Source organism: Actibacterium sp. 188UL27-1 (assembly GCF_016901225.1).
Taxonomy (GTDB): Bacteria; Pseudomonadota; Alphaproteobacteria; order Rhodobacterales; family Rhodobacteraceae; genus 188UL27-1.
The window spans coordinates 1-26,090 of the sequence record NZ_JAFEUL010000032.1 but is presented as its reverse complement, the minus strand read 5'-3'; the positions used below and the strand labels follow the sequence as shown (position 1 = coordinate 26,090).

The 26,090-nt window shown below is 58.6% G+C and carries 26 protein-coding genes and 1 pseudogene; 5 read left to right on the top strand and 22 right to left on the bottom strand.

What is annotated here, in order from left to right; translation table 11 throughout:
• Positions 1-285: 285 nt before the first annotated feature.
• The 3 genes from IU397_RS24070 to IU397_RS22455 are packed head-to-tail and all read right to left on the bottom strand — an operon-like array spanning position 286 to position 2,315.
• Complete coding sequence (locus IU397_RS24070) at positions 286-855, bottom strand: ferric reductase-like transmembrane domain-containing protein (protein WP_204417829.1); 570 nt, start codon at positions 853-855, stop codon at positions 286-288.
• 23 nt (positions 856-878) lie between these two features.
• Entirely contained in the window at positions 879-1,379 is a 501-nt protein-coding gene (locus IU397_RS22460; protein ID WP_204417827.1) for a twin-arginine translocation pathway signal, read from the bottom strand.
• 48 nt (positions 1,380-1,427) lie between these two features.
• Complete coding sequence (locus tag IU397_RS22455) at positions 1,428-2,315, bottom strand: NAD(P)H-binding protein (RefSeq protein WP_204417825.1); 888 nt, start codon at positions 2,313-2,315, stop codon at positions 1,428-1,430.
• Between the two features lie 207 nt (positions 2,316-2,522).
• Between IU397_RS22455 and IU397_RS24065 the strand changes: the two genes are divergently transcribed.
• Complete coding sequence (locus tag IU397_RS24065) at positions 2,523-3,434, top strand: AraC family transcriptional regulator (protein WP_204417831.1); 912 nt, start codon at positions 2,523-2,525, stop codon at positions 3,432-3,434.
• Between the two features lie 5 nt (positions 3,435-3,439).
• On the opposite strand, the gene IU397_RS22445 is transcribed toward IU397_RS24065, so the two are convergent.
• From IU397_RS22445 to IU397_RS22425, 6 genes are all read right to left on the bottom strand, one after another.
• Positions 3,440-5,794, bottom strand: coding sequence for a xanthine dehydrogenase family protein molybdopterin-binding subunit (locus IU397_RS22445; protein ID WP_204417823.1), 2,355 nt, complete (start codon positions 5,792-5,794; stop codon positions 3,440-3,442).
• A complete protein-coding gene (locus IU397_RS22440) occupies positions 5,791-6,777 on the bottom strand; it encodes a xanthine dehydrogenase family protein subunit M (protein WP_204417821.1) in 987 nt (328 codons plus the stop codon). Before IU397_RS22440 ends, IU397_RS22445 begins: the two co-directional genes overlap by 4 nt.
• Positions 6,774-7,277, bottom strand: coding sequence for a 2Fe-2S iron-sulfur cluster-binding protein (locus IU397_RS22435; RefSeq protein WP_204417819.1), 504 nt, complete (start codon positions 7,275-7,277; stop codon positions 6,774-6,776). Before IU397_RS22435 ends, IU397_RS22440 begins: the two co-directional genes overlap by 4 nt.
• A 356-nt stretch (positions 7,278-7,633) precedes the next feature.
• Positions 7,634-7,759, bottom strand: a complete 126-nt coding sequence (locus tag IU397_RS23685; protein ID WP_255569850.1) for a hypothetical protein — start codon at positions 7,757-7,759, stop codon at positions 7,634-7,636.
• The gene (locus tag IU397_RS22430) at positions 7,756-7,911 is read right to left on the bottom strand and encodes a transposase domain-containing protein (protein WP_239480004.1); all 156 of its coding nucleotides are present in this window, start codon (positions 7,909-7,911) and stop codon (positions 7,756-7,758) included. Before IU397_RS22430 ends, IU397_RS23685 begins: the two co-directional genes overlap by 4 nt.
• Positions 7,899-8,246 (bottom strand): transposase, encoded by a 348-nt coding sequence (locus IU397_RS22425; RefSeq protein ID WP_204417817.1) that lies wholly within the window; start codon positions 8,244-8,246, stop codon positions 7,899-7,901. Before IU397_RS22425 ends, IU397_RS22430 begins: the two co-directional genes overlap by 13 nt.
• A gap of 48 nt (positions 8,247-8,294) precedes the next feature.
• Here IU397_RS22425 and IU397_RS22420 point away from each other — a divergent pair.
• Positions 8,295-8,426, top strand: a pseudogene (locus tag IU397_RS22420) (integrase core domain-containing protein); the annotation flags it as partial.
• Between the two features lie 88 nt (positions 8,427-8,514).
• Here IU397_RS22420 and IU397_RS22415 read toward each other — a convergent pair.
• From IU397_RS22415 to IU397_RS22385, 7 genes are read right to left on the bottom strand one after another with little or no spacing between them, the layout of a single operon-like run.
• A complete protein-coding gene (locus IU397_RS22415; protein WP_204417815.1) occupies positions 8,515-9,252 on the bottom strand; it encodes an amino acid ABC transporter ATP-binding protein in 738 nt (245 codons plus the stop codon).
• 16 nt (positions 9,253-9,268) lie between these two features.
• Positions 9,269-9,613: a RidA family protein gene (locus IU397_RS22410; protein WP_204417812.1), complete on the bottom strand. Its 345-nt coding sequence runs from the start codon at positions 9,611-9,613 to the stop codon at positions 9,269-9,271.
• Between the two features lie 3 nt (positions 9,614-9,616).
• Positions 9,617-11,524 (bottom strand): propionyl-CoA synthetase, encoded by a 1,908-nt coding sequence (locus IU397_RS22405; RefSeq protein WP_204417811.1) that lies wholly within the window; start codon positions 11,522-11,524, stop codon positions 9,617-9,619.
• Between the two features lie 10 nt (positions 11,525-11,534).
• On the bottom strand, positions 11,535-12,278 hold the full coding sequence (locus tag IU397_RS22400) for an SDR family NAD(P)-dependent oxidoreductase (RefSeq protein WP_204417809.1): 744 nt from the start codon (positions 12,276-12,278) through the stop codon (positions 11,535-11,537).
• Between the two features lie 17 nt (positions 12,279-12,295).
• Positions 12,296-13,942, bottom strand: a complete 1,647-nt coding sequence (locus tag IU397_RS22395) for a hydantoinase B/oxoprolinase family protein (protein ID WP_204417808.1) — start codon at positions 13,940-13,942, stop codon at positions 12,296-12,298.
• Positions 13,939-16,026, bottom strand: coding sequence for a hydantoinase/oxoprolinase family protein (locus IU397_RS22390; RefSeq protein ID WP_204417807.1), 2,088 nt, complete (start codon positions 16,024-16,026; stop codon positions 13,939-13,941). Before IU397_RS22390 ends, IU397_RS22395 begins: the two co-directional genes overlap by 4 nt.
• A gap of 3 nt (positions 16,027-16,029) precedes the next feature.
• Positions 16,030-17,304, bottom strand: a complete 1,275-nt coding sequence (locus IU397_RS22385; RefSeq protein WP_204417806.1) for an FAD-binding oxidoreductase — start codon at positions 17,302-17,304, stop codon at positions 16,030-16,032.
• A gap of 116 nt (positions 17,305-17,420) precedes the next feature.
• Here IU397_RS22385 and IU397_RS22380 point away from each other — a divergent pair, with 116 nt between their 5' ends.
• On the top strand, positions 17,421-17,807 hold the full coding sequence (locus IU397_RS22380) for a rhodanese-like domain-containing protein (RefSeq protein ID WP_204417805.1): 387 nt from the start codon (positions 17,421-17,423) through the stop codon (positions 17,805-17,807).
• 18 nt (positions 17,808-17,825) lie between these two features.
• Here IU397_RS22380 and IU397_RS22375 read toward each other — a convergent pair whose 3' ends face one another.
• Genes IU397_RS22375 through IU397_RS22365 form a run of 3 tightly spaced genes read right to left on the bottom strand, consistent with a single transcriptional unit; the run spans position 17,826 to position 20,922 of the window.
• Positions 17,826-18,593: an IclR family transcriptional regulator gene (locus tag IU397_RS22375; RefSeq protein ID WP_239480002.1), complete on the bottom strand. Its 768-nt coding sequence runs from the start codon at positions 18,591-18,593 to the stop codon at positions 17,826-17,828.
• A 19-nt stretch (positions 18,594-18,612) separates the two neighbouring features.
• Complete coding sequence (locus IU397_RS22370; protein ID WP_204417804.1) at positions 18,613-19,059, bottom strand: molybdopterin dinucleotide binding domain-containing protein; 447 nt, start codon at positions 19,057-19,059, stop codon at positions 18,613-18,615.
• 6 nt (positions 19,060-19,065) lie between these two features.
• A complete protein-coding gene (locus tag IU397_RS22365; protein WP_204417803.1) occupies positions 19,066-20,922 on the bottom strand; it encodes a molybdopterin-dependent oxidoreductase in 1,857 nt (618 codons plus the stop codon).
• Positions 20,923-21,030: 108 nt separating this feature from the next.
• Between IU397_RS22365 and metC the strand changes: the two genes are divergently transcribed.
• Positions 21,031-22,206 carry a cystathionine beta-lyase gene (gene metC / locus IU397_RS22360; protein ID WP_204417801.1) on the top strand — a complete coding sequence of 392 codons (1,176 nt, stop codon included), beginning with the start codon at positions 21,031-21,033 and terminating at the stop codon, positions 22,204-22,206.
• Positions 22,207-22,245: 39 nt separating this feature from the next.
• The gene (locus IU397_RS22355) at positions 22,246-22,884 is read left to right on the top strand and encodes a VOC family protein (RefSeq protein ID WP_204417799.1); all 639 of its coding nucleotides are present in this window, start codon (positions 22,246-22,248) and stop codon (positions 22,882-22,884) included.
• Positions 22,885-22,984: 100 nt separating this feature from the next.
• On the opposite strand, the gene IU397_RS22350 is transcribed toward IU397_RS22355, so the two are convergent.
• From IU397_RS22350 to IU397_RS22340, 3 genes are all read right to left on the bottom strand, one after another.
• Positions 22,985-24,073, bottom strand: coding sequence for an amino acid ABC transporter permease (locus tag IU397_RS22350; protein ID WP_204417798.1), 1,089 nt, complete (start codon positions 24,071-24,073; stop codon positions 22,985-22,987).
• A gap of 1 nt (position 24,074) precedes the next feature.
• On the bottom strand, positions 24,075-25,211 hold the full coding sequence (locus IU397_RS22345; RefSeq protein ID WP_204417796.1) for an ABC transporter permease subunit: 1,137 nt from the start codon (positions 25,209-25,211) through the stop codon (positions 24,075-24,077).
• Between the two features lie 66 nt (positions 25,212-25,277).
• Positions 25,278-25,964, bottom strand: a complete 687-nt coding sequence (locus tag IU397_RS22340; RefSeq protein WP_204417794.1) for a transporter substrate-binding domain-containing protein — start codon at positions 25,962-25,964, stop codon at positions 25,278-25,280.
• Between the last annotated feature and the right edge of the window lie 126 nt (positions 25,965-26,090).

Sequence of the window (26,090 nt, the reverse complement as noted above, 5' to 3'; positions counted from 1 at the left end):
TGTATCTGGCATTCTACAACAGCAGGCGACCACACTCATCGCTGGACGGGCAACCCCCCGATCAGGCATATCTCAACCCGTCGAAACCAATCCCGGTGGCGGCATAAACGAGCGGAAAATCCACCTAAGAAACGGCTCCAAACTGTTCAAACGAACCGAACCACCTCTCAAACGCTTACGTTGCAACGCCAGACCAAGCGAGAGATGTTATTGGTCTTAAAGGCCGTGACAACGTATTATTTTAAGTGTGAAAGGCGTGTGTCCGGCAGGGGGAGCGTAGCCCGGCTACGCTCTCTTAAGTTTGAAAACTCGCCAACTCCGACGACGCCATAGCGTCCAACAAAGTGCTCCACCGACCATACTACACAAGGCCACTTTCGTATACTGGCCCATGGCGCCCTCTATCAAAACAGTGTGCGCAATAGTCGTAAGAACGACAAGAACTGCACTAGCGCCATGCAGCGCGCGAAAACGTGTCAAACTGATCCGCGTCCTGAAGACAGCCAGACTGCTTAAGGCAAATACAGCAAGTGTTGCTATCATTCCCCAAAGTCCGAACGGTGTAGGTGAGCGAAAAAGAAGCACGTCAACAACATCCGGAGGGCTAATATACCAAAGCCCCCCGATATGAACGACGATTAAGCTAACGATACTTCCGCCAACAATCGCGTGGGCGTATCTCTGTTTCGAACCAACAAGTAGCTGGCCACTTACTAAAAGAGTTTGCAACAGCATCAATGCCAAGGCGATTATCCCAGCAAAACCAGCTGCTACATAAATCGGCTGGCGCCATTCAAGGAGCGGACTCTGGGTTGCAACCAGTATTGGTATAGCGATCACGAGTGTAACCACCATCCACAACACTGTCTTTCTTGAGATCATGAAGGCTGCAGAACAAAATCTACGTTAAGTTCTGTATCCGACGCACGCGCCATGACTGGCCTCAAAAAGACGGTTTGGAACCCGCCGTCATCAAACTCGGCGTCGTATGCCAAATGCCCATGCGGCTGGCCAAAGGCGGGAACAATCTGAGGCATTTCGATGCGGAAGATACCGTTCTCGTCCGTAAGGGTGGCACCATGTGATGCCGCGTCGCGTTCGTGGCCTTCGGTGGTGTGGGCCCAGACTTGAATCCGGCGACCAGGGAGAGGCATGCCATCGTTTGCGCGCCGAACGGTTCCTGTTGTCCAAAAGCCCCCGCCTCCGATCCGATCTACGATCGGTGCGCCGGGTCGATAATTATTTGCTCCACCACGCATTGTCCGGGTCGGCGCGAAACCTTGTGCTCGTGCTGATGTGACCAGCCCGGATATCCCTGTGAGAAAGGTTGCTGCCGCGCCTGCCAAGATGGTGCGGCGGTTCGGTGTGATTTTTGTCATTTCGCATTCTCCTGAGTTAGATTTAGGGTGTTTGCAGAGCCCTAAGGGTTAAGGGGTGGTTGATAGTGCATCGGACAGGGAAAGTGTCGGACGGCCAATAAGAGCCTGCAGCGTGCCGCTGGCGTCTTCAAGCGCCCCATCGGCAGCACACAGATCTGTATCCACCAGAATTGACGTCAGAGTCTGTGGCAGGTTGTGTACCTCCAGCGCAGATCTAAAGGCTTCTGCATCCATGTTCCGGTATCGAATATCTGTATCAAACTGCTCGCTGAAAGCCGCAGCAAGATCATAAAGCGAATATGAAGCATCGCCGGCCAACTCAAAAACCTGTCGTGTCGGGACGAAATCTGGATGGATCACAACAGCGGCCGCCGCGGCATAATCCGCGCGACCAGCAGAAGAGAAACGACCATCGCCTGCAGCGCCTGCAATGAAACCATCCTTCACGGCTTGTTGGGCTCCGTTGAGATGATTTTCCAGATACCATCCATTGCGAAGCACCACATGATCTATGCCGGAAGCCGTCAACATGTTCTCTGTTTCCCGGTGATCGGTCGCCAAAACCAGCGGAGTGTCCTGAGCATTCAAGATGCTGGTGTACGCAATAAACTTTACACCGGACGCCTGTGCCGCATCGATCACGTTCTGGTGTTGGCTTCGGCGCGGTTCAAACGAGTTGGAAGAGATAAATAGCAGACGTTCGATCCCCGACATCGCCTGCCTCAGTGACTCGAGATCTTCGTAATCGGCTTCTCTCGTTTCGGTCCCTAGTTGATCGAGCTTCGAGACACGGGCATCGGCTTCTTTTTTCGGTCGCACGAGCGCAGCAATCTGGTTTGGAGCCATCCTTTTCAGCAAGGTCGAAATTGCTAGACCGCCAAGCTGTCCCGTTGCGCCGGTGACCATCACTTTGGGTGTAGATTTAGATCTGTTCATTCTGGTTCACTCTCTTGACTTGCGCGAAGCCAACCGCTGATCAGAGGGCTCAGCACTAGCTTGCAATTTTCAGCTCACGGGCTGTGCTGATTTGTGGAGCACGACGCGGTTCTCCCTGTTGATATCGGGGGAGATATGCGCGATAATTCGAACTTAAAGTGCTTGATAGTTCACAAATATCTCGCCAACGTTCAAAATAGGTGATCTATAGATCCTTTATCAAATATTGTCTCTTTGTTGCATCCACATGATTGCGTCGCTGCCGGTTTTGACGCGGGCGGTGACTGGTCAATTCGATTTGAGGCGCATGAGGGTCTGAAATGTAATGCCGTTCTCAAAGGAGAATGCTGGATTACCGTTCAGGATACTGACCCCGTTCATCTTCCGGCTGGCCATTGCGCAATTCTGCCACGGGGTCGGCCCTTTATCCTGTCATCGAAACCCTCACAAACAGGGATTGATGCGCAAATTCTCTACGAGCCGGTACGTCATGGCGGGACGGCGACCTACGGATGCGGCGGCGATTTTTTCATGACGGGTGCGAGGTTCCTCCTTGACGGATTGCCTGCGCGGACACTCATGCGCAACTTGCCGCCTTTGATCGTGATCAGCCCTGGTCCAGAGCAAGAGACCATCCGTTGGACACTTAGTCGAATTGCGGATGAGCTGCGTTTGCCTCGACCGGGAAGTCCATTAACGGTCACACATCTTTCCCACGTCTTGCTGCTTCAAGTCCTGCGCGATCATCTCTCCACAGATTCGCCTGTCGGCAAAGGCTGGCTCGCTGCCTTGGCAGACAAACGTATCGCACCCGCGATCGCAGCGATGCACGATGATCCGGCGAGAGCTTGGAGCGTTGAGACACTCGCGAAACTGACTGCAAGCTCACGAACGTCTTTTGCGGTTCGATTTCGTGAGGTGACCGACCAAACACCAATCGAATATCTGACTGAATGGCGCATGTTGATTGCTGCAGATAGGTTGATGAACTCACAGATGCCCGTGGCGACGATTGCTTCCGATGTCGGCTACACCTCTGAAAGCGCATTTGGTGTTGCCTTCAAGAGGACCATGGGACACGCGCCGCGACAATTTGCAAAAACGCGCGACGCGCTTTGATCGTCTCACATTAGCGCATCCAAACGGATTGGGAGGTCGCGCGCGCGCTTGCCAGTTGCGTCATAAATGGCATTTGCAATCGCTGCTGCTGGTCCACTCATTCCGATCTCGCCAATTCCGCGCGCACCCGTAGGTGCTTGAGGATCAGGAATGTCAGTCCAACCCACGTCAATATGTGGGACGTCAAGGTGGGTCGGCATGTAGTAGGACCCGAAGCTTGGGTTCATCACGCGTCCGTTCCGCTCGTCAAAACTTGCGCCTTCCATCAATGTCATCCCGAGCGCCATGATTATGCCGCCTCGAAACTGACTTTCAGCCAATTTCGAGTTCAGGATTTTTCCGCAATCATAGATGGCTGTGATCCGAGGTACGCGTATTTCACCGGTGACTGAGTTCACGCGGACCTCAGTAAATACGGCCCCGGTCGAATGCATTGACCAGTCCTGCGTCCATTCCGAGATCGGCCCGCCCTGCGCTTCCGCAGATACAGTGCCGCTTTCCGACAATGCCACAAGGTCAACCAGTGGGATCTGTTGCTGAGGATCGGCTAGCGAATAAAGTGCGCCCTCAGCGGTTCCAAGTTCAGCAGCCGGAAGGCCATGCAACGGTGATGTCGCTGGAACTAGGCTCGCAAGCTCGGCAAGCAAAACCTCATGCGCCGCTGTCAATGAGGCCCCGATTGCTGCGGTTTGCTGTGATGCAGCCGCGATCAATGCGCCAGGCAACGTGTTGTCGCCGTGCCTGACTTCGATTGCATCGTAGGGAATGCCAAGCCGTTCTGAGGCAACGGCTGCTGTCGCAGTTGTCGTCCCCATGCCCATGTCGGCCGCGGCGGTTTCGATCAATGCACCACCCTCACCGTTCAACGTGATACGGGCGGCACCACCTGGAAATCGCTTATACGGATAGTAAGCTGCAGCCATACCGGTCCCTACTTGCCATTCACCTTCGCGGTAGCCCTGGCGCTGTCCCGACCGTGGAATCCACCCAAACCGACGCGCACCTTCACGATATGCATCGACCAATGCACGCTGCGAATGCGCACGGCCGGTTGTTGGATTGACTTCAGGCTCATTTCGAACCCGCAGTTCAATGGGATCGATCGCAAGGCGTTCGGCAAGCTCGTCCAAGGCAACCTCGAGCGTAAATGTCCCAGTTGCTGCCCCCGGTGCTCGCATAAACGTATTCGCAAGCATATCCATCGTGCCTGCCCGGATCTCAAGGTGCATGTTGTCGGCGCGATACATGTGTTCGCTCTGCTCGAAAAACGGCTCAGTCATCGAGTTGTTCTCGATTTTCATCGTCGTCCCGGTGTGGATCAGCGACGTCAAACGGCCTTCGCGGTCTGAGCCCAATGCAACACGCTGCCGGGTTGGCGCGCGCGCACCACATATCCGAAACACGCCCTCTCGGGTCAGTGACATGCGAACAGGTCTGTCGGCCAATTGCGATGCAGCAGCAGCGAGGATGTGGTATTGCCACACCGTCTTGCCTCCGAAACCTCCGCCAACATATTCAGCAGACAAATGCACTTCTGCAGGGGAAATGCCGAACACTTTTGCAATCGTAATTGCGGATAAATCGACCCCTTGTGAGCAATCATGCATGCGAAGGATGCCGTCTTGCCACAAGACCGTGACGGCATGCGGCTCAATCTGATTGTGGTTATGGGCCGGGGTGTTGAAGGACAGATCGATGGACACCTCCGCATCGGCCAGCGCCGTCTCTGCATCACCTTCCTCAATGAGCAGATCGCGGCCCGCATAGAAGCTTGTCTGCGCGCTTTCCGCTGCGACGTCAAAACTCGTGACAGCCTCAGCCTCTTCATAGGCCACGTTGATCAAGGTGGCTGCATGATCGGCTTCTTCCTGAGTCGATGCCAGAACGACTGCTACAGGTTGCCCGTTCCAGAGAACCTCAGCGTCTTGCATCACAGGTGTCGAGCTGCCCGCCATTCCAGTTGGTGAGGAATAGAAGGGTTCAGGTCGTTCAAGCCGTGGCGCGTTTTCATGGGTCATCACAAGAACAACACCGGGGGCTGCCTCTGCCTCAGCTGTTTCCAGAGACGTAATCGTACCCCGAGCAATGGTGGAGTAGACGAGTGCGCCGTAGACCATTCCAGGATAGCTATATTCAGCAGCAAATTTGGCGCCGCCGCGCGCTTTCTCTGCACCGTCTCGCCGAATATGAGGAACGCCCAAACTGGCAAAAGCGCCCGAAGCAGCAGGTGCAGCGGTGGTTTGTGCACCAACAGGCAGGCCAAACGCGCCAATAGCAGCGACGGCCGCTGAGCCAGCAAGGACCTGACGTCTATTGGGATCCGACTTATGTGACGATGAGTTGGGTTTGATATTTGTCATTGTGCGTCTCCTGCGAGGTCTTGCAGCACGGCAACAATCACACGTTGCGCCAATTCAGTTTTGAAGACATTTCCGGGTTGAGTTGTCGCGTCCGCCAGTGCGATTTGAGCGGCATTTCGGAACGTCTCCTCTATTGGTGGGGACCCAACAATCGCCGCTTCCGCTTCTGTTGCGCGCCAAGGCTTAGGTGCAACGCCGCCCAGTGAAATACCGGCGTCTACAACCAAGCCATCTTCGATGATCAGGCTGCCTGCGACAGAGACAAGTGCGAAAGCGTAGCTCGCGCGATCTCGCACTTTGCGATAGGTTGCACGTCTGTTTGCAGACGGTGCAGGAAGATCGACTGATACGATCAGCTCACCCGGATTAAGCTGATTTTCGATGTCAGGCGTATCTCCGGGAAGAACGTAGAAGTCGTTTATCGGAATGCTTCGGGTCCCCTGGTCACCCTCGACATTGATCACTGCGTCATAGAGCGAAAGAGCGACGGACATATCCGATGGATGTGTTGCGATGCAGCTGTCTGACACGCCAAGGATGCCATGAGCACGGTTGAAACCGCCGATAGCATCACAACCCTCGCCGGGAGTACGCTTATTACACCGTGATCCAGCCACATCGTAAAAGTACGAGCAGCGTGTCCGCTGCAGAATGTTGCCGCCGACCGTCGCCATATTTCGGATTTGTGCAGAGGCTCCTGCAAGGATAGCGCGTGACAAAGCTGGATATTCGGCGCGAATCGTTGTGTCGTCGGCGACGGCCGTGTTGCTGACACCTGCACCAATCCGAAGACCACCGTCAGACTGCTCTTCGATGCCCTGCGCCAATCCCGTAACGTCAATCAGCCGTGTCGGGGTCGCAATTCCTTCACGCATCAAATCCACCAGGTTGGTTCCAGCTCCCAGAAACTTGGCGGCGTCACCATCATGTCTTTCGAGAGCGTCAGCGGAGGACGTCGCCTTTTCATATGTTAAAGGGTTCATTGCTCTTCACCCCCCACATAGGCCGCGACGGCATCGATAATTCCGTTGTGGGCCCCGCATCGGCACAGGTTTCCACTCAATCGCTCTTTGATTTCATCGCGGCTCATGCGCGGAGCGACAGTCAGGTCCGCGGAAACATTGCTTGGAGCACCACGCTCCAGCTCGGACTTAAGAGCGATCCCGCTCATAATCTGGCCTGGGGTGCAGTAGCCGCATTGCATGCCTTCGTTTTCCACAAACAGAGCCTGCAACGGATGCAATTCATCGCCGTTCGCTACACCTTCAATCGTCGTGACCGAACGACCATCATATTGGGCGGCAAGCGCCAGACACGAAAGAATACGTTCTCCGTCAACCAACACTGTGCATGCTCCGCATGCGCCTTGGTTGCAGCCTTTTTTACTGCCAAAAAGTTCAAGACGTTCTCGCATGAAATCAAGAAGCGAAATGCGGGCATCATCCGGCAGATCGTAGGGTTGGTTATTTATTTCAATCGTCATCGGTTCGCTCCCTAAGCTAAGCGCTCTAACGCGCAAAATCGCCGCAGCGGTCGTTGACCAGAACACCCAATCGGATCAGATTTTCCCCTGACCCAGCTTTCAAATGAGATAAATCCTTGAGAGAATGGTCGCGCCGTACGCCAGTGGCTGGTAAAAGTGTATTTCAACGCCTCGACTGCGACCGTTCCAAGCGTACAGCTTATTGTCGTCGGCGTTCGCAACCATCGAAACCTTGATGCCAGAAGCCATAAAATGGAAATGGTGCGGCTTCGTTGGAGACCTTTGCTGTCAGAGACGTGACCACATCTTGGTTAGGAGAAAATCGGAATGTTTTCGAGAGAACGGGCAGATTAGATCTAGAACGACGCCTGCAGGTTTGCGCGCATTGCTTCGACGATGATAGTTTCCATGAGCATCTGCTGCGCTGCGATCCGCCCGGCGATCACCTCGATGCTGCGCTGGACGTCCTCGATCTTGCTCATGAGTGTCGCGCCCTCTCTAATTTGAAGTTCCATGGCAGGAGGGTTTGGATATCCTCCTGCATATGTCCGTTCAGTATCTTTTCCAGGACATGTTCGAGATGGGCCTGCGGGTTGATACCGTTCAGTTTGCAGGTGCCGATCACAGAGGCCATGCCGGGAGGGCATCGCAGCGTGCGGCCATTTGCAAACCGATCTCGGCTTGCGAAATGTCGTCAGGTTTGGGCACAGAGGTCACCGGTTGCTCTGGCGCATCCAAGGCAAGAAAAGCGATACCCTCAGGCTCCGGCCAGAGCCCCTTGTCCTTCATTTGTCGTCGCCACTGATAGATGTGCTGCCGGGTCACATCATGACGGTGAGCCAAATCCGTCACGGTCGCACCGCCCACGCCGACTTCCCGCAAAATCGACAACTTCATCTCATATGGCCAAAACCGCCGACGCTCGACCCCAACAATTACCTCATGTCGCAAAATCTGCCCTCCCCGCATACGACGTCGTTAAACACGTCAGTAACGACGTCTTATAAGTTCTGATAATCCGGCGCGGCAGGCGGTCTAAATCGGACGGTTACGTTCTACAACACACACAGACCGCATTCATCGCTGGACGGGCAAACCCCCGATCAGGCATACATCAACCCGTCGTCACCAATCCCGGTGGCGGCATAATCGAGCGGGAAATCCACCTAAGAAACGGCTCGAAACTGTTCAAAAAAACCGAACAACCTCTGTCTGGCGTAAGCCAACCCTATCCGCTTTAGTGGCTGAGCACCTGATCCAGGAACGTTCGGGTGCGCTCGCTCTTGGGCGCGCCAAAGAAGCTCTCGGGATCGCCCTCTTCGATGATCTCGCCGGCGTCCATAAAGATCACGCGATCTGCGACTTTGCGTGCAAAGCCCATCTCGTGAGTGACGCAGATCATGGTCATGCCTTCCTGTGCCAGCGTCACCATCACGTCCAGCACTTCACCGATCATTTCAGGGTCAAGCGCGGATGTTGGTTCATCAAACAACAGGATCTCGGGTTTCATGCAAAGCGCCCGCGCAATGGCCACGCGCTGCTGCTGCCCGCCTGAAAGCTGGCCCGGGTACTTGTCGGCCTGATTACCGATCTGCACCTTGTTGAGATACTGCATTGCCGTCGCCTCGGCCTCTTCCTTGGAAATCTTGCGCGCCAGCATCGGGGCAAGCGTACAATTCTCCAGGATCGTCAGATGCGGGAACAGGTTGAAGTGCTGAAAGCACATGCCCACTTCGCGCCGCATCTCTTCGATGTTGGGCGCATCGGCGCTGATTTCTTCACCGTTTACCAGAATGGCACCCGACTGATGCTCTTCCAACTGATTGATCGTGCGGATCATCGTCGACTTGCCGGACCCCGAGGGGCCGCAGACAACAAGGACTTCGCCCTTTGCCACCGAAAGGTTCACATCACGCAGCGCGTGATAGGTTCCATACCACTTGTTGACCTGTTTCATTTCAACAGCTGGCTGCATGACAGTCTGCCTTTCGCTATGCATTGACGGCGGCGGTTACGATGATTTCGACCTTCAGTACGTCACGGGCGAGCTTTGCTTCGCCACAGGCGCGGGCGGGCGCGTGACCTTTGGGGACCCAGGCGTCCCAGACGGCGTTCATTTCGGCAAAATCGACCATATCGGCCAGCCAGATAACCGCTTGCAGGATATGCTCGCGGTCTGAACCGGCTTCTTCCAGCAAAGCATCGACGCGCGACAGACAATCGATGGTCTGCTCCGCGACCGTGCTTCCGTCTCCGACCTGACCACATAGGTAAGCCACACCGTTGTGCTTGACAATTTTGCTCATGCGCTGGGATGTTTGGAGACGTTCAATCATGGTTTATCCAATCAGGTTGCGCATTTTCAGCGCGTCAGTGATTTCTGTAAGGATGGCGGGATCATCGATCGCGGCGGGCATCTTATAGTGTTCCCCATCCGCAATTTTCTGCATCGTGCCCCTCAGCACTTTGCCGGAGCGCGTTTTGGGCAAGCGCAGCACGGGCAGGGCCGTCTTGAAGGCTGCAACCGCGCCGATCTTGGCACGGACCAGTTGAACCAGCTCTTTCTCCAGCTCTGTCGCATTCCGTGCGACACCATCGTTGGTCACGTAAAATCCCAGCGGCATCTGTCCCTTCAGAGCATCCGCTTTGCCCACCACCGCGCACTCTGCAATTTCAGGGTGGCTGGCGATCACTTCTTCCATGGCTCCGGTGGACAAACGGTGGCCCGCGACGTTGATGATGTCATCGGTGCGCGCCATTATGAAGATGTAACCGTCCTCATCTATGATCCCGGCATCCGAGGTCGCGTAGTAACCCGGGAAGTCTTCCATGTAAGACTTCAGAAACCGCTCCGGCGCGTTCCACAAGGTTGGAAAGCCTGAGGGTGGCAGCGGCAGTTTGCACACGATGTTGCCCAGCGTGCCGGGCGGAACAGGATTGCCAGCGTCATCAAGCACGTGAATATTATAACCCGGCATCGGCTTGCCCGGGCTGCCCAGCTTAATCGGAAAAGCACCAAGGCCGACCGGATTGCCCGACATCGCCCAACCGGTTTCCGTCTGCCACCAATGATCGATGACCGGGCGGTCGAGCTTTTCCTGCGCCCATTGGATGGTTGCGGGGTCAGAGCGTTCGCCAGCCAGAAATAAGGTGCGGAAGTAGCTCAGATCATAGTCATCAATCAGCTTTCCTGTCGGGTCTGCCTTCCTGATCGCCCGAAACGCCGTCGGTGCCGTGAAAAGCGCCGCAACCTTGTGATCCTGAATGACTCGCCAGAAGGCACCTGCGTCCGGCGTGCCGACGGGCTTGCCCTCGTAAATCACCGTGGCACAACCATGCAGCAGCGGACCGTAGCAGATATAGGAATGCCCCACGACCCAGCCCACGTCGGAAGCCGCCCAGAACACCTCGCCCGGCTTCAGGCCATAGTGATGCGCCATCGACCACTTCAGCGCGACAATGTGACCGCCGGTGTCGCGCACCACGCCCTTGGGCTGACCCGTCGTGCCAGAGGTGTAGAGGATATAGGCCGGATCGGTCGCCGCGACGGGAACACATTCCGTCCCTTGCCCTGCCGCCAAAGCGGACCCGACAATATCTGCATAGTCAACGTCGCGCCCGTCGATCAAATCACAGGTCAGCGCATCTCGCTGCAGGATCAGACAGGTATCCGGTTTTTGGGCGGCAGTCTCGATTGCCTCATCCAGCAACGGCTTGTAGGCTATGACCCGCCCCGGCTCGATCCCGCAAGAGGCGGAGAGGATCACCTTGGGCGCGGCGTCCTCGATCCGGGTGGCGAGTTCGTTGGCGGCAAACCCGCCAAAGACCACCGAATGGATCGCCCCCAGCCGCGCGCAGGCCAGCATGCCAAAGACCGCCTCCGGCACCATCGGCATGTAGATGATGACGCGGTCGCCCTTTTCGACACCGAGGCCCCGCAGTACGTGCGCCAACGCGCTGACCCGCGCGGTCGCCTCGGCAAACGTGAACCGGACGACGGTATCCGTCACCGGACTGTCATGGATCAGCGCAAGCCGCTCGCCGTGCCCTGCCTCCACATGCCGGTCGAGGCAATTGTAGCAGGTGTTGCAGGTCGCCCCGTCAAACCAGCAGCCATAGACCCCTATATCCGGATTGAAGACCGAAGTCGCCGGTGTGAACCAGTCAATCTGCTCGGCCGCCTTGCCCCAGAAGCCTTGGGGGTCAGCCTGCCATGCGGCATAGGTCTCGGCGTAACGGGACGACATCAAACAAGCCTCAACAGGTGTAATTCAGTCCCAGGCGCCCACCATCTACATAGATGGTTTCACCCGTGACATAGCTGGCCTTCGGAGAGCAAAGGAAAGCGACGACATCGCCGATTTCCCGTGCGCTGCCGGCACGTCCCAACGGCGTGCGCGACATGGCCATCTTAAAGGCTTCGGGGTTTGCGTTCACGCCTGCCATCATCTCGGTATCGATGGAGCCCGGACCAACTGCATTCACGCGGATGTTATTTTTTGCGAGCGCCAGCGCGGCAACCTTGGTAAGCTGCATCACGCCACCCTTGGAGGCGCAATAGGCAGGGATCGCAGGGATCGCGAGTTGTGCGTTGATGGAAGACATATTGACAATGGCCCCTTCGATGCCCTTGTCGACCATGGTGCGTGCAGCCCGCTGCGTGGCCACGAAAACGCCCCGCAGGTTCACGCCCAGCACCGCGTCAAAGGTCGCAAGATCATAGCTCAGGAAGTCACCCGGCATAGCAATGCCCGCGTTGTTCACCAACGCGCTCACAGGGCCATGCTCTGCCTCGATTGTGTCAAAGAGCGCAGTAATCGCATCTACATCACCAAAGTCGCAGACATAGCTTGCGCCGCCCAACCGCTCGCCTTCGGCTTTCACCGTCTCCTTGAGGTCGGCCAGGATCACTTTATATCCGTCTTCGGCCAGCGCTTCTGCACAGGCGAGGCCGATGCCCTGTGCCGCGCCCGAGATCAATGCAATTGGTTTGTCGGTCATGGTCTGTGTCCTGTCTTTCATTCGTATCCGTAGTCAGTTTTGGCCTGTTCAGCGGTGATGAACCCCGCCGCCAAATCCGCTGCCACTTGTTCCTTGGGCCGCGCCGAAGCATCGCCATAGCCGCCACCGCCCGGCAGGCTCAGCCGCAGGCGCTGTCCGTTCTTCACCAACTGCCGCCCTTTCGAGCGCAGTTCTGTGCCGTCCGCCAGTTCCACCTTGCCTGCCGCCCCGGGCGTACCGCCGTTGCGGCCCCGTGCGGCGTTCTCCACTCGGTCGAACATGGCGTTGAAGTAGAAGTCATACCCGTCCCGCGCTTCGATCTCGATGGTCTGGCCCAGCCCGCCGCGCTGCGCACCCGCGCCGCCTGAGCCTGAACGCAGGTCCTTGCGCCAGACAATGATCGGGCCGACATGCTCGGTCGCCTCCACGCTCATGGTGGACACACCCGACGGGAAGGCCGTGGCCGACAGCCCGTCATGCCGGGGCCGCGCGCCGGTGCCGCCAGAGTTGAACATCAGCACCTCGCGGTTCGGCAGGTTGCTGCTCGGATCGTTGGGGCGCGCCGAAATCTGGATGTTCCAAAGTGCCGACGCCCCTTCGGCAGGCACCGTGTCCGGCAGCGCCTTGTGCAGCGCACCCAAGACCACGTCTGGCACCAGATGCCCCATCACATGCCGCACCGACACGGGCGCCGGGCGTTTGGCGGCCAGAATGCAGCCTTCGGGCGCGGTGATCCGGAAGGGCTCCAGCGAGCCGGTGTTGTTCGGCACCTGTGGCGCGATTGCGCACTTCAGCCCGTAGCAGGCATAGGCACGAGTGTAGACTTCTGGGCAATTGACGCCGAACTTGCTCATACCCGACGTGCCCGTGAAGTCCGCCGTCAGGCTGTCGCCTGCAATATCAAGACGCACCTGAATGTGCACCGGCGCATCGTAGCCATCGACCTGCATGGCGTGTTTAAAGCTGCCGTCCGGCACTTTTGCAATCGCCTCAAGCGTCGCCTTGCGGCTCGTCTCGATGATGAAGTCCGACAGCGCGTCAATGTCATCGCTGCCAAACTCGTCCAGCATCGCCTGCAAGCGGCGGTCCCCGGCCTCGTTACAGGCGGCAAGTGAATAGATATCACCGATGGTCTGGTCCGGGGTGCGCACGTTCGAGCGGATCAGCCGCACAAGGTCCTTGGAGACCTGGCCACGTTCGGCAAACTTCATGATCGGTATCAGAAGGCCTTCTTCAAAGACTTCGTTCCCGTCCGGGCCAAACCCCCGGCCCCCGATGTCGACCACATGGGCCGTGCAGGCGAAATACCCGATGTGAGTGCCCTTGCGAAAGACGGGTGAGACGATGGTGATGTCGTGCAGATGCCCAGTGCCCATCCAGGGATCATTCGTGATCAGCACATCCCCTTCAAAGATGTCCTGAACCCCGATCTCGCGCACGAAATTGGTCACACTTTCCGCCATGGCGTTTACATGTCCGGGCGTCCCGGTGACCGCCTGCGCGATCATCCGCCCCTGACGATCGAAGAGACCCGCAGACAGATCCCCGGCCTCGCGTACCGAGGTGGAAAAGGCCGTGCGGATCAGCGTGGTGGCCTGCTCCTCGACCACCGCGATCAGTCGGTTCCACATGATCTGAAGATCGATGCTGCTTGGTGTGCTCATGCCGCTGCCTCCTTGCGCAAGAGCAGTAAAGAACCGTCCCCCTGACCCACGACCCCAAAGGCGGAAGTCACGATTGTCGTCGTCTCCCGCTCTACCACGATGGCCGGGCCATCTACTGCGGTCCCCGGTGTCAGCGCCTCACGGGCCACCTCCTTGGCAGTGACGGATCTGCGCAGGGCGGCGTCAAAGAACTCCCGGTCGCGCAGGACCACCGGCGCGCTGCCGGAACGGTGGCCTTCCGCCGCTGCGACATCCGCCAGAACGGTGGAGACGATCAGCGACCAGTTGGTGATCTCGCAGGTCAGCCCGTCGATGGTGCGGCCAAAGAGAACGCGGTAGGCGTCCTCAAAGGCATCCAGAACCAGTGCATTGTCACTGTCCTCGAAAGCCTTGTGCGGTAGAGAGACCGGGATTTCCCAACCCTGACCGGAATAGCGCATGAAAGCCGTCAGCTTGGTCTTTGTGGGCTGCCCCTTGGCCCCTGCTTCAACAAACGCACGCGCCTCGCCCTCCAGTTCAGACAGCAGGTCGTTGACAGCCTTGGCGTCGAATTCCGCCAATCGCTGGAACATCCCGCGCGACGCCTCGTAGCTGAACGGTGCCTTCAGGAATCCAATGGCCGAGCCCACACCTGCCCCCGGCGGGATAATCAGGGCATTGATGCCCAGCTTTTCGCACAACCGGCAGGCGTGCAGCGGCGCGCCGCCGCCAAAGCCGACCATGGTGAAATGCTCGATGTCGCGCCCGTTCTCGACCGTGTGGACACGGGCCGCGTTGGCCATGTTCTCGTCCACCATTTCGGTCACGCCAAAGGCCGCGTCCTGCACACTGAGGCCCGTGCGTTCCGTCAACCGCGCGCTCACCGCCCTGTCGGAAGCATCCGGATGCAGCGGGATCGCGCCACCAGCGAAATTGTCGGGGTCCAGACGGCCCAGCAGCAGGTTCGAATCCGTAACCGTCGGCTCTTGCCCGCCCCGGCCGTAACACGCCGGACCGGGTTCAGAGGCGGCAGATTTCGGCCCGACCTGAATGCGGCCCATCGCGTCAATGGAGGCGATGGAACCACCGCCCGCCCCAATCTCAACCATCTCGACCACGGGCGTCGAGACCGTCATGCCGGAGCCTTTCTTGAACCGATAGGTGCGCGCGACTTCGAAGGTGTTCGCGGTTTTGGGCGCGCCGTCCTCGATCAGGCAGATCTTGGCGGTGGTCCCGCCCATGTCAAAGCTCAACACCTTGTCCAAACCATGTGCGCGAGCAAAATCCGCGGCAAAGATCGTACCGCCCGCAGGCCCGGACTCCAAAAGGCGCACTGGCTGCTCGATTGCGTCCTTCACCGACATTAACCCGCCGCCGGAATGGAGCATGAAGACCGGTGCCGTCACGCCCGCCTCCTGCAAGCGGCGCACCAGCCGTCCGAGGTAGTCGGCCACTTGTGGCTGCACATAGGCGTTCGCGATCACCGTGTTGAACCGTGGCAGTTCGCGCATCTGAGGGGAGATCACGGAGGACATGGAAATCGACAACTCAGGCGCAGCCGCGCGCAGCGCCTCGGCCATTGCGACCTCATGCGCGTCATTGGCATAGGCGTGCATCAGGCCGATGGCCACCGCTTCGTACCCGCTGTCCACAACCCGCTGAACCATCGCCTCTACTTCCGCCTCATCCAGCGCCAGCAGCACCTCACCGGAGGGCCCCATCCGCTCGTTCAGCGTGAACCGGTCCTGACGCGACACCAGCGGCTCAGGCAGGGTCAGGTTGAGGTCGTATTGTTCAAAACGGTTCTCGGACCGCATTTCGATCACGTCCCGGAACCCTTCGGTCGTGATGAACGCCAGCTTGGCCCCGCGCCGCTCGATCAAGGCATTGGTGACGAGGGTCGTGCCGTGAATAACCTGCTCGATGTCACCCAGGGCCACCCCGGCCTGCGCGGCGGCAAGTTCGATCCCGTCGAGAATGGCCTGTTCGGGTTGGGAGTAGTTCGTCAGGACCTTGCAGGTCGACAGCGCGCCGTCATAATCGAGCGCCACGTCCGTGAACGTCCCGCCGATATCCACACCGACCCGGGTCTTGAAATACGTCATGTCTCAGATTGCCTTGAGGATTTGGTTGGCCGTGAACGCCGTCTGATAGAGCCGCGACATGATCGGTGCGCTCGGGACGGTTGTGATATCGGTCAGTGGCAGCGGCAGGTCGTTGGGGTCAGCTCCGGTCAGCAGGCGCGCAATCGCCTCGCCAAAGAGCGTGCCGGTGGTGATCCCGCGCCCGTTGTAGCCGATGGAGGTAAACAGCCCCTCGTCCAGCTTGTGAATGCGCGGCAGGTGATCCGGTGTCATCGCGATTTGCCCGTGCCACGCTTCTTCGAACGTGACGGGTCCGAGATCCGGGAAAAGCCGCTTGAGCTGCTTGCGCGCCCAGCGATGGGACAGACCGCCATCCTTGGACCCAAGCACCGTGCCCATGGACCCGATGATCAGCCGGTCTTCCATATCGCGCCGGAGGGAGAACATGATCTGACCCGTGTCCCATAGTCCCTGCCGTTCCGGCAAGATATGGCGCACCCGCTCGCCCAGCGGCTCAGTCGCCAGTTGGAAATAGTGGATCTTTGTAAAGACATTGCGCAGCCCGGGCCACAGATCATCAGTGTAGGCATTGGTCCCCAGCACAACGCTCTTGGCCACCACGGGGCCTTTGTCGGTATCCACCCGCCAGCTGGGTCCTTCCTTTTGCAGTTTGGTCACAGGCACGCCGGTGGTGATGGCCGCCCCCGCGCCCCGCGCCGCCCGGGCCAGGCCCCGGCAATAGCCCATAGGATTGACCGTTCCCGCACGCGCGTCCAGCAAACCGCCAAAGAACGCATCCGTGCCTGTCAGCTGCGAGACCTCGTGGCGGTTCAGCAGCTGGACCGGCGCACCCAGCCTTTCCCATTCCTTGAACCGCGCCTTCAGGTCCACAAAACCTGCCGGCGCGTGGGCGGCATGAATGGTCCCGGTCTTGGTGACTTCGCACCGGATCTGGTGCCGCTCGATCAATGAGAATACCTTCTCAGGCCCATCGCCAAAGCGCTGAACAAACCGTTGGCCATAGGTATCGCCAAGCTTCTCGCGCACCTTGGCCGGTGGATGCCAAACGCCCGCGTTGACCAAACCGACATTTCTACCGGACCCGCCAAAGCCGATTTGCTTGGCCTCCATCACCTGGGTCGACAGACCCAATTCGGCGCAATGCAATGCTGTTGAAAGACCGGTGAAGCCGCCACCCACAATTGCAACGTCAACCTCATCACCCGGAAGGCCTTCATTGGCATAGTCTTCCTCGGCGGATGATGAATCCCACAATGAAATGGCGGATTTTTTCATCATAATGGCGACCTTATATTAGTGATGACCGTCGGGCAAAACCGTCGCCCGAGAGGTTGCAACAATGGCACTTTGGTGTCAATATATGAAATGTTTGTTCTATATAGTGGCACAATAATATGAAGAACCTCAATACCACCGCCGCCGAAATGGTCAAGTCAGCCCGCGCTCGCATCCAAGAGATCGAAACGGCGGAACTGATCTCCATGGTGGGTGATCCCAACGTCGTCATCGTCGATATCCGCGACATCCGTGAGCGCCAGCGCACCGGCGCAATCCCCGGATCGGTCCACGCGCCGCGTGGCATGATCGAATTCTGGGTGGACCCCGACAGCCCATATTACAAGGAAGTCTTTGGTCAGGAAGAAAAGAAATACGTCTTCCACTGCGCCTCTGGCTGGCGTTCCGCGCTGACGGTGGCCACATTACAGGACATGGGCTTCGAAGCCGCGCATCTGAAGGAAGGGTTTTCGACCTGGGCGGAAAAAGGCGGCCCAGTCGAGTAAATCGAAAAGAAGTAACGCTCAGGTCTTCGCGACCTTGCCGGAAACGCTTGTTGCCGCATGGGCCACAAGCGAACCGAGCCAGTCAATGCCCTTCTCTGGCATGTTGACGTTGGGCAGAGATACACCGAGGGCTGCAATGGCCTTGCCATCCGGCAGGCAGATGGCGGCACCCACGCTCAATATTCGGTCCCGGAACTCGCCGCGATCATATGCGTAGCCACGGTCCAGCGTTTCCTTCACGTCGGCATCAAGATCGGTCAGGGCGGTCAGCGTCAGGTCCGTGTGACGGGTCAGCCTCCCGCTCAACCGGGGCCGCAGTTCGTCATAGGCACGCGCCAGGATCGCCTTGCCCGTCCCGACACAGTGCATCGGTGCCGACCCGCCCACCGGAGTCCATGACCTAATCGGCTTCAGGCTGTCCCGCTTGTCGATGTAGACAACGGACAGATCCTCCGGAACCGCAAGATAAATGGCTTCGCCGGTCTCCTTCGACAGGTACTTCATTTCCGGCGCGGCCAGTTCCCGCAGGTTGAGATTGTCTATCAGACCGCGCCCGACCTGCCATGTTTTGAGCGTTGCGACATAGGTCTTGTCCGGATTTTGACGCACGTAGCCAAGCACAGACAAGGATTGCAGCAGCCTGAAGGTGTTCGACTTGGTCAACTCCAAGACCTTGGACAGCTCGGTCACACCCATGCTGGAAGATGAGCCTGCCAGCGTCTCCAGGATCGAAAGACCTTTCGAAAGGGTCGAGTCGACTTTCGGTTCTTTGACGTCGTTGCTCAAGTTGCCCTCGTCTTCAATATCACGCGTCGCCGCCTGTGCCACTATACAGAACAGGCGGGTCGTGAACAGTGATTTCGGGAAGTTCTCCGTCAAACCGGCGCAGGCAAATGCGGGCCGAATGGGATGCCGGAGATTGCGACAGGCTGGAGGTTCTCAAGTCGTGTGTCAGCGCGTTTGGATTCCCATGCCGATCGCGGGCTTGCGGCGCATCGAAATCAGGATCCCACCAGGCACCGGTCCAAAGGAAAACGCAGCCTTCAAAGACCTCATCCGTGACCCGCGCCCCGGCCAGACAGCCCCCGCGCGCATTGAAAAGCTCCACAACATCGCCATCAGAGATCCCGCGCGCCGCAGCATCGTCGGGGTGGATCAGCACCGGCTCCCGACCCTGCACCTTGAAGCTCATGCTGTAGGCACCGTTGTCGAGCTGACTGTGCAACCGCGTCTTGGGCTGGCCGGACAGCATGGACAACTACCCTTCGCCCGCTGCCAAATCCCGTGGTGGGAAGTAGCTGGCATGGCCCTTGCAGTCGGGCAGATCAAACCCCGCAAGCGTCTTGGAGAAAATCTCGATCCGCCCGCTCGGCGTCGGCAGGGGATTGGCCTCAGGATCTGCGCGGAATTCTGACAGAAATACCTGATCCGGTGAGGGATCCGGCAGTTTGATCACATCGCCCTGATGAAAGGCGTCCCAATCCGGCAGGTCGATCCCGCTCTTGGCACCTGCAGCCTGGGTTTGCGTCCAGATGTGGCGTAGCCATGCGTCGGCGTTCCGCCCTTCGGTGAACTGCGTGTCCGTGCCCATGCGGGCAGAGAGATCGCTGAAGATTTCGTATTCCACCCGCGCCTCGCCCGGTGGATCGACAAGCTTGTGCATCGGGACCAAAGCATTGTCGGACTTGCCCGCCCCGAAATCATCCCGTTCCTGTGCTGCCGCGACAGGCAGCACGATGTCCGCGTGCCGGGCCATCGCAGTCCAGTTGATGTCATTCACAATGACGGTGTCGGGCTTTTGAATGGCCTCGTGCAGCCGTGTCAGGTTCTGGTGATGATGGAACGGGTTGCCCCCGGCCCACCAAACCAGTCTGGCGTCGGGGAACTGGTGTGTCCTGCCCCGATAGGTGAACGATCCGCCGGGGTTCATCAGCATTTCGGAGATCATTGCGACAGGGATGAAGCCGCTGACCGGATTTTTGCCTTGCGGCAGTGTCCCCCAACGGAACAAGCGTTCCATGTTGCCGATGTTGCCATTGACGCCGTAGCCAACAGTGTACCCGCCGCCCGGAAGTCCAATCTGCCCCAGCATGGCGGCAAGCGTGACCCCCATCCAGAGCGCCTGCTCCCCATAGTCCGTCCGTTGGACCCCGGCAGCAACGGTGATCATGCACCGGCTTGCAGCCATTCGGCGCGCAAGGCTGACAATGTCCTCTGCTTGCCAGCCGGTGTGCGCTGCCGCCCAGTCGGGCGTCTTTGGCACCCCGTCCGTTTTTCCGGTGAGGTATTCGGCGAACCGATCAAAGCCCACGCAGTAGTGGGCGAGGAACGCATCATCCTGTAATCCTTCGCTCAGAAGGACATGCGCCAGCCCCAGCATCAGCGCGGTGTCGCTACCGGGGTTGGCAGGCCGCCACTCGGCATTCAAAAACCCGTCAGTATCCGTGCGCAGCGGGCTGATGTTGACAAATTGCACCCCCGCCTCCGCGCAGGCACTGAGGTTGCCGCGCATCCGATGCGTTCCGATACCCCCGTCACTCACTTGCGTATTGCGCATGGCCATGCCGCCGAACATCACCACGAGATCGGTATGTTTCGCGATCACGGACCAGCGGGTCGCCTGTGCGACATGTTCGCGAAACGGGCCGACGATATAGGGCATCATCACAAGAGCAGCGTTGTAGCTGTAATTGCCTTCCGAATAGGAAAACCCACCAATCGTGTTCAGAAACCGTTTGAGCTGGCTTTGCGCATGGTGAAAGCGCCCGGCGCTCGACCAACCGTAGGACCCTGCGTAGATGCTCTCGTTGCCATGGGCGGTTCGCACCCGGTTTAACTCGTCTGCGATCAGGTCCAGCGCCCGGTTCCAGGACACCTCGACAAACCCATCTCGCCCGCGCGGCACCGCACCGGGCGTGCCTTCCAGCCAGCTTTGGCGCACGGCGGGGCGCTGGATCCGCGCACGGCCGTTCAGGCTTCCGGGAATGTTATCATTGATCGGCGATGGCTCTGGGTCGCCATGATGCCCGCTGACAGAGACAATGCGCCCTGCTTCAACCGTCGCGGTTCCCACACCCCAGTGGTTCGCCGTCAGTTTAGATGTCGTCGTCGCCAAGATGGCCTCACCCCTACTACAAATGTTCTGATATAAAGAACAAAAATGCTGAATGTTGACACATTTGTGCCGGGCTGTCAGGGTAAAATCAATACATGGAATCCACAAATGTCACCACGCCCCCTCTCCCTACAGGACAAGCTTGTTCAGACGGGTCGCCCTGCCAAAATCGACGGTCGACACGTTAACCTCCCGATAGAGCTGGGGTCGACCATTGTCTTTGACACACTTGCAGCGTTCGAGGCCGCCCGCGATGCCCGCTATCAGACGGGCACTATGTATTATGGCCGCTACGGGAACGAAGCCAGCTTTCAGCTCGAACACGCCCTCGCCGATCTGGATTGTGCAGATGGTGTGACACTGACCTCTTCAGGGGTTGCCGCCATCTCGCTGACATTGCTGACCTTTGCCCTGCCGGGCAAGCACCTGCTGGTGGCCGACAACGTCTATGCCAACACGCGGGCCTTCTGCGACAAGGTGCTTACACGGCACAAAGTGAGGGTGGAATACTTCGATCCGATGCTGGGCAACGGGCTCGTCGGCCTGATCACGGACGACACCTGTGCCGTGATGTTCGAGGCGCCCGGCTCCGGCACGTTCGAGGTGCCGGACATCCCTGCCATTGCCGCTGTCGTCCGCAAAGCGGGCATTCCTTCGATCATCGACAGCACCTGGGCCACGCCCGTTTTCTGCACGCCGCTGACGCTGGGTGTCGATGTGGTTGTCGCGTCCTGTTCCAAATACCTCAGCGGCCACTCCGATTGCATGCTGGGCATGATCGCCAGCAGGAAAGCCTATCACGACCAGATCCGCGCCACCGTCATGGCCGTCGGGGACAAGACAGGCGGACAGGAAATCTTTTTGCTGCTGCGCGGCCTGCGCACGCTTAAGGTGCGGATGGAGGCCATCGATACGGCTGGTCGCGAGATCGCCAGTTGGCTGGCGGCGCAGCCTCAGGTGAAACGAATGCTTCACCCTGCCTTTGACAGCTGTCCGGGCCACGCACACTGGCAGCGGGATTTCAGCGGTGCGGCGGGCCTCTTCGGCGTGGTATTCCACCCCTGCTCCGATGATCAGATTCGCGCCTTTGTTGACGCGCTGCACCACTTTGGCATCGGCGTTAGCTGGGGTGGATACGAAAGCCTTGTCTTGCCGGTCAAGCCCACGCGCACCGGCAACCGCTGGGATGAGGACGGGCAATTGGTCCGCTTCAATATCGGACTGGATGATATCGGCACATTGAAAGCCGACCTGGCCGCCGCCCTTCCCCTTCTGAACTCCTGAACTCCTGAACTCCTGAACTCCTGAACGGACCATAACCCCATGCCCACCAACAAGATCGACCATTTTGCCATCGGCGCGGACACGCTTGAACAAGGCGTTGACGCGATGAAAGACGCGCTTGGCGTCGAAGTCCCGCGCGGCAGCAAGCATGACGCGATGAGCACGCATAACTGCGTCATGCAGGCGGGCAACGAGAGCTTCTTTGAGCTGATCGCCATCGATCCAGACGCCCCTGACCCGGGCCGAACCCGCTGGTTCACACTGGATGATCAGACGACCCAAGCGCGTCTTGTCGAACGCCCACGCCCGCTGTGCTGGGTGGTGGGCACTGACGATCTTGATGCGGTGATCGCCGCAAGCCCCATTGATCTGGGCGAGGTCGTGGATTTCGCGCGCGGCGACCGGACATGGCGGCTGACTGTACCAGCAGACGGCAGCCTGCCGATGGGCGGGCTCTTGCCCGCGTTCATCGAATGGTCGCCGGGACCGCATCCCTCTACGGGTCAGCAGAACCTCGGTGTGACCCTGACACAGGTGCATCTGCGCCACCCCGATCCCGGCAGCCTGTCCGAGATACTCAGCAAGCTGGGCGTTGATCATCTGGCGGCAATCCATGAAGGCGCAGCGGCGCTGTCTTTCGAGCTCGACACGCCTGAGGGCTCCGTTACCCTCGACTAGAGAAAGGATCGTTCCATGACCGTCCACCGCTTCACGAAAAATAGGGGCGGTCACGGGATAACCCCTCCGAGTTTCAGTGAAGGTAACTCTGAAAACCGTCTCATCGCTCCGAGATCGCCATGCGGCCTTTGAGGTATTCCCCGTACTGGCCAAGCGAGAAGATAAAGAGCCAGTAAATCAGCGCCACGAACACATAGACCTCGAGGTAGTACGGAGCCCATTCGCCGGTGCCGAACGCTGCCTTGGCCGAGGCCATGATGTCGAAAAAGCCGATGATGATGACCAGCGCGGTTTCCTTGAAGGTGATCACCACCATGTTGATCGTGGAGGGCAGCGCATGGCGGAACACCTGTGGCAGCACGATCCGGCCCAGCGTTTGCCAGTAGGTCAGGCCAAGCGCTTGTCCGGCCTCGAACTGGCCCTTGGGGATCGCCTGAAAACCACCGCGAAAGACTTCGGCCTGATAACAGGCAAAGAACAGGGCGAAGGCGATGATGACCCGCCAGATCTTATCCCCTTCCAGCCAGCTGGGCAGGATGATCGGGATCACCACGGCGGCCGTAAAAAGCGTCACGAGCAACGGTAGGGACCGCACGAAGTCGATCAAGATCACCGAAAAGCCGCGTACGAACGGCATCTCCGACCGGCGCATCAACGCGAGGCCCAGGCCCATCGGCATGCCCAACAGGACGACGGAGGAAAACAGAAACAGCGTCAGGGACAAACCGCCCCAGCCGTCTGTGGTGACTTGCTGCAGCCCCAACAGGCTGCCTTCCATCAAAAGGTAATAGGCCGCAAACCCGACAACCCAGAGCGTGACAATCCGCTTTGCCGTCCACATCAGCGGGACGCAGGAAATCACCACCGTTGCGATGATCGCCACCGCCGCCAGCGTCGAGCGCCAGTGCTGGTCAAAGGGGTAGAGCCCGAAGAGGATCAGCCGGTGGCGTGCGTCGATCACGGCCCAGCAGGCCCCGGCCCCGGTGCCCTTGCCACACTGATCGACATTTTCTGCGGACCAGATGGCCCGCAGAACCGCCCAGTCGAACAGCGCCCAGGCCAGCCAGGCCAGCACGCAAAAGACCAGAATTGTTAGCACACTGTCTGTCGGAGAAGAGAACGCGCGCTTCTTCAGTGTCTCTGAAATCGCACGAAAGCGGGACGGGGATGTCACAGAGAGATCGGTCATTTTAGTGTGCCTTCAGCTTCATGCGGGCGTTCAGCCAGTTGGTGAATACGGCAAGGCCCCCATTCACGAGCAGGAAGGCGCCGGCCAGGATCGCTATCAGCTCAAGCGTCTGCCCGGACTGCGTGATCGAAATCGACACGATGTAGAAAAGGTCGCTGAACCCGATGGCCACACCAATCGTTGTAGCCTTCATCATGAAAATCCACTGGTTGCCCAAGGGCGGGATGATCGACCGCAGGGCCATTGGTATCTTGATCCGCGACCAGATCTGTCCGGTCGTCAGACCGAGCGCCTGTCCCGCTTCGGTGAGCCCTTTGGGCACTTGGGCCAGGCCACCACGGACAACCTCGGCGATATAGGCGCTGCCATAAAGCGTGATGGCGATGATCATGCCAAAGAGCTCAATAGGGATCGTTATACCGCCGCGGAACCGCAGCCCCTGAAGAGCGGGGACCGAGACAAGACTTGCCCCCTCGGGCCGCATCGCAAAAGCCGTCACAAGGCACATTAGGATAGATCCGCCAAGCCAGACAACCAGCCCCCGAAACAGCGGCATCTTGCGCCAGATCAGGAAAACGCCAAGCGCAAAGGAGGCCAGCAGCAGCCCAACCGCCACGCCCGGCGTGACGCTGAGCCCAGGCAACATCAGCCCCCGGTTCGACAGAAACACAGTATCGCCCATCGACATCGCCTGACGCGGTCCGGGCAAGTTGATCAGAACCGCATAGAGAAAGACGAGCTGTAGGATGAGTGGGATATTGCGGAAGATTTGCACGTAGACCGTGGCCGCCGACTTGATGGCGATGTTCGACGCATCCCTAGCCGTGCCGATGATAAATCCGAACAACGTTGTCAAAAAGATCGCAATGAAACCGACAAAAAGAGTATTGAGAAACCCGACAAACAAGGTCCGTGCATAGGGGTCCATGATGTCCTTGGGCACCAGCGAGAAGCTATAGTCCCAACCTGTGCTGCGATCGAGGAACCCAAAGCCGCTTGTCAGGCCCTGCGCCTCCAGATTGGTGCGTGCGGTGGTAACTGCACCGACGATAACTAGAACGGAAAGACCGATTAAGCCGGCTTGGATCAGGATTTTGCGCCGCTTCGCTTTTCGGCGCAGCTCATCAGCCTTTGACATGTCTATTCCCCGCCCGCTGAAGATAAACGGGCTGACCCAATGGGTCAGCCCGTCATGCCAAATGGCTTAGTCCAGGATCGGCGCGTAAAGAACGCCGCCGTGGCTCCACAGGTTGTTCAGCCCGCGGTCCAGCTTGTATGGGCTATTTGCACCGAGATTGCGGTCATAGACTTCGCCAAAGTTACCCACTGCGGCGATCATCTCACGCGCCCAAGTATCGCGCAGCCCCAGACGCTCGCCCATGCCAGGTTCGGCACCAAGCAGGCGTGCAACCTTGGGATTGGGCGGGTTGGCCGCCATATCTTCGACATTGGCCATGGTCACGCCTTCTTCTTCGGCGATCAGCAGGGCGGCCAGCATCCAGTTCACGACATCCACAAATTCTTCATCGCCTTGGCGCATGGCGGCGGAAATCGGTTCAGATGACAGTTGATCGTTGAGGATCACATGCGCATCGGGGTTATCGATTTCCGTGGCGCGGAGAACGGCAAGGTTGGGACCCCAGCCTGCGAAGGCGTCACAACGATTGGCGACATAAGCTGCGCGCAGTTCGGCCGCACTTTCGTATGACACCATCGTGTGCTCCACGCCCAGGGTCGAGAGATAGTTTGCTGAAATGCGTTCGATTGTCGTGCCGGCTTCGACGCAAATCGTGCCGCCGTCCAACTCGGTTGCTTCGGTAATGCCCAAATCCCCATGGGCCATGAATTGCGTGCCGCCAAAAAAGTACGGTAGGCTGAATTGCAGACCCAACTCTTGACCTGCTCCCCTTAGAGTCCGCTAATTTAGGTTAGCTCTGTTCAGGTTTTGGTCTTCCTTTGACCGGTTAGCATATTCGGCTGGCGTCATACCAGCGAGGCTTGTGTGCGGACGGTGGTT

Bases quoted from the DNA above. Each gene is read 5' to 3' on its own strand.
- IU397_RS24070 (WP_204417829.1), bottom strand. From the start codon at position 855: ATGGTGGTTACACTCGTGATCGCTATACCAATACTGGTTGCAACCCAG.
- IU397_RS22460 (WP_204417827.1), bottom strand. From the start codon at position 1,379: ATGACAAAAATCACACCGAACCGCCGCACCATCTTGGCAGGCGCGGCA.
- IU397_RS22455 (WP_204417825.1), bottom strand. From the start codon at position 2,315: ATGAACAGATCTAAATCTACACCCAAAGTGATGGTCACCGGCGCAACG.
- IU397_RS22445 (WP_204417823.1), bottom strand. From the start codon at position 5,794: ATGACAAATATCAAACCCAACTCATCGTCACATAAGTCGGATCCCAAT.
- IU397_RS22440 (WP_204417821.1), bottom strand. From the start codon at position 6,777: ATGAACCCTTTAACATATGAAAAGGCGACGTCCTCCGCTGACGCTCTC.
- IU397_RS22435 (WP_204417819.1), bottom strand. From the start codon at position 7,277: ATGACGATTGAAATAAATAACCAACCCTACGATCTGCCGGATGATGCC.
- IU397_RS23685 (WP_255569850.1), bottom strand. From the start codon at position 7,759: ATGAGCAAGATCGAGGACGTCCAGCGCAGCATCGAGGTGATCGCCGGG.
- IU397_RS22430 (WP_239480004.1), bottom strand. From the start codon at position 7,911: ATGGCCTCTGTGATCGGCACCTGCAAACTGAACGGTATCAACCCGCAG.
- IU397_RS22425 (WP_204417817.1), bottom strand. From the start codon at position 8,246: ATGCGGGGAGGGCAGATTTTGCGACATGAGGTAATTGTTGGGGTCGAG.
- IU397_RS22415 (WP_204417815.1), bottom strand. From the start codon at position 9,252: ATGCAGCCAGCTGTTGAAATGAAACAGGTCAACAAGTGGTATGGAACC.
- IU397_RS22410 (WP_204417812.1), bottom strand. From the start codon at position 9,613: ATGATTGAACGTCTCCAAACATCCCAGCGCATGAGCAAAATTGTCAAG.
- IU397_RS22405 (WP_204417811.1), bottom strand. From the start codon at position 11,524: ATGTCGTCCCGTTACGCCGAGACCTATGCCGCATGGCAGGCTGACCCC.
- IU397_RS22400 (WP_204417809.1), bottom strand. From the start codon at position 12,278: ATGACCGACAAACCAATTGCATTGATCTCGGGCGCGGCACAGGGCATC.
- IU397_RS22395 (WP_204417808.1), bottom strand. From the start codon at position 13,942: ATGAGCACACCAAGCAGCATCGATCTTCAGATCATGTGGAACCGACTG.
- IU397_RS22390 (WP_204417807.1), bottom strand. From the start codon at position 16,026: ATGACGTATTTCAAGACCCGGGTCGGTGTGGATATCGGCGGGACGTTC.
- IU397_RS22385 (WP_204417806.1), bottom strand. From the start codon at position 17,304: ATGATGAAAAAATCCGCCATTTCATTGTGGGATTCATCATCCGCCGAG.
- IU397_RS22380 (WP_204417805.1), top strand. From the start codon at position 17,421: ATGAAGAACCTCAATACCACCGCCGCCGAAATGGTCAAGTCAGCCCGC.
- IU397_RS22370 (WP_204417804.1), bottom strand. From the start codon at position 19,059: ATGCTGTCCGGCCAGCCCAAGACGCGGTTGCACAGTCAGCTCGACAAC.
- metC (WP_204417801.1), top strand. From the start codon at position 21,031: ATGTCACCACGCCCCCTCTCCCTACAGGACAAGCTTGTTCAGACGGGT.
- IU397_RS22355 (WP_204417799.1), top strand. From the start codon at position 22,246: ATGCCCACCAACAAGATCGACCATTTTGCCATCGGCGCGGACACGCTT.
- IU397_RS22350 (WP_204417798.1), bottom strand. From the start codon at position 24,073: ATGACCGATCTCTCTGTGACATCCCCGTCCCGCTTTCGTGCGATTTCA.
- IU397_RS22345 (WP_204417796.1), bottom strand. From the start codon at position 25,211: ATGTCAAAGGCTGATGAGCTGCGCCGAAAAGCGAAGCGGCGCAAAATC.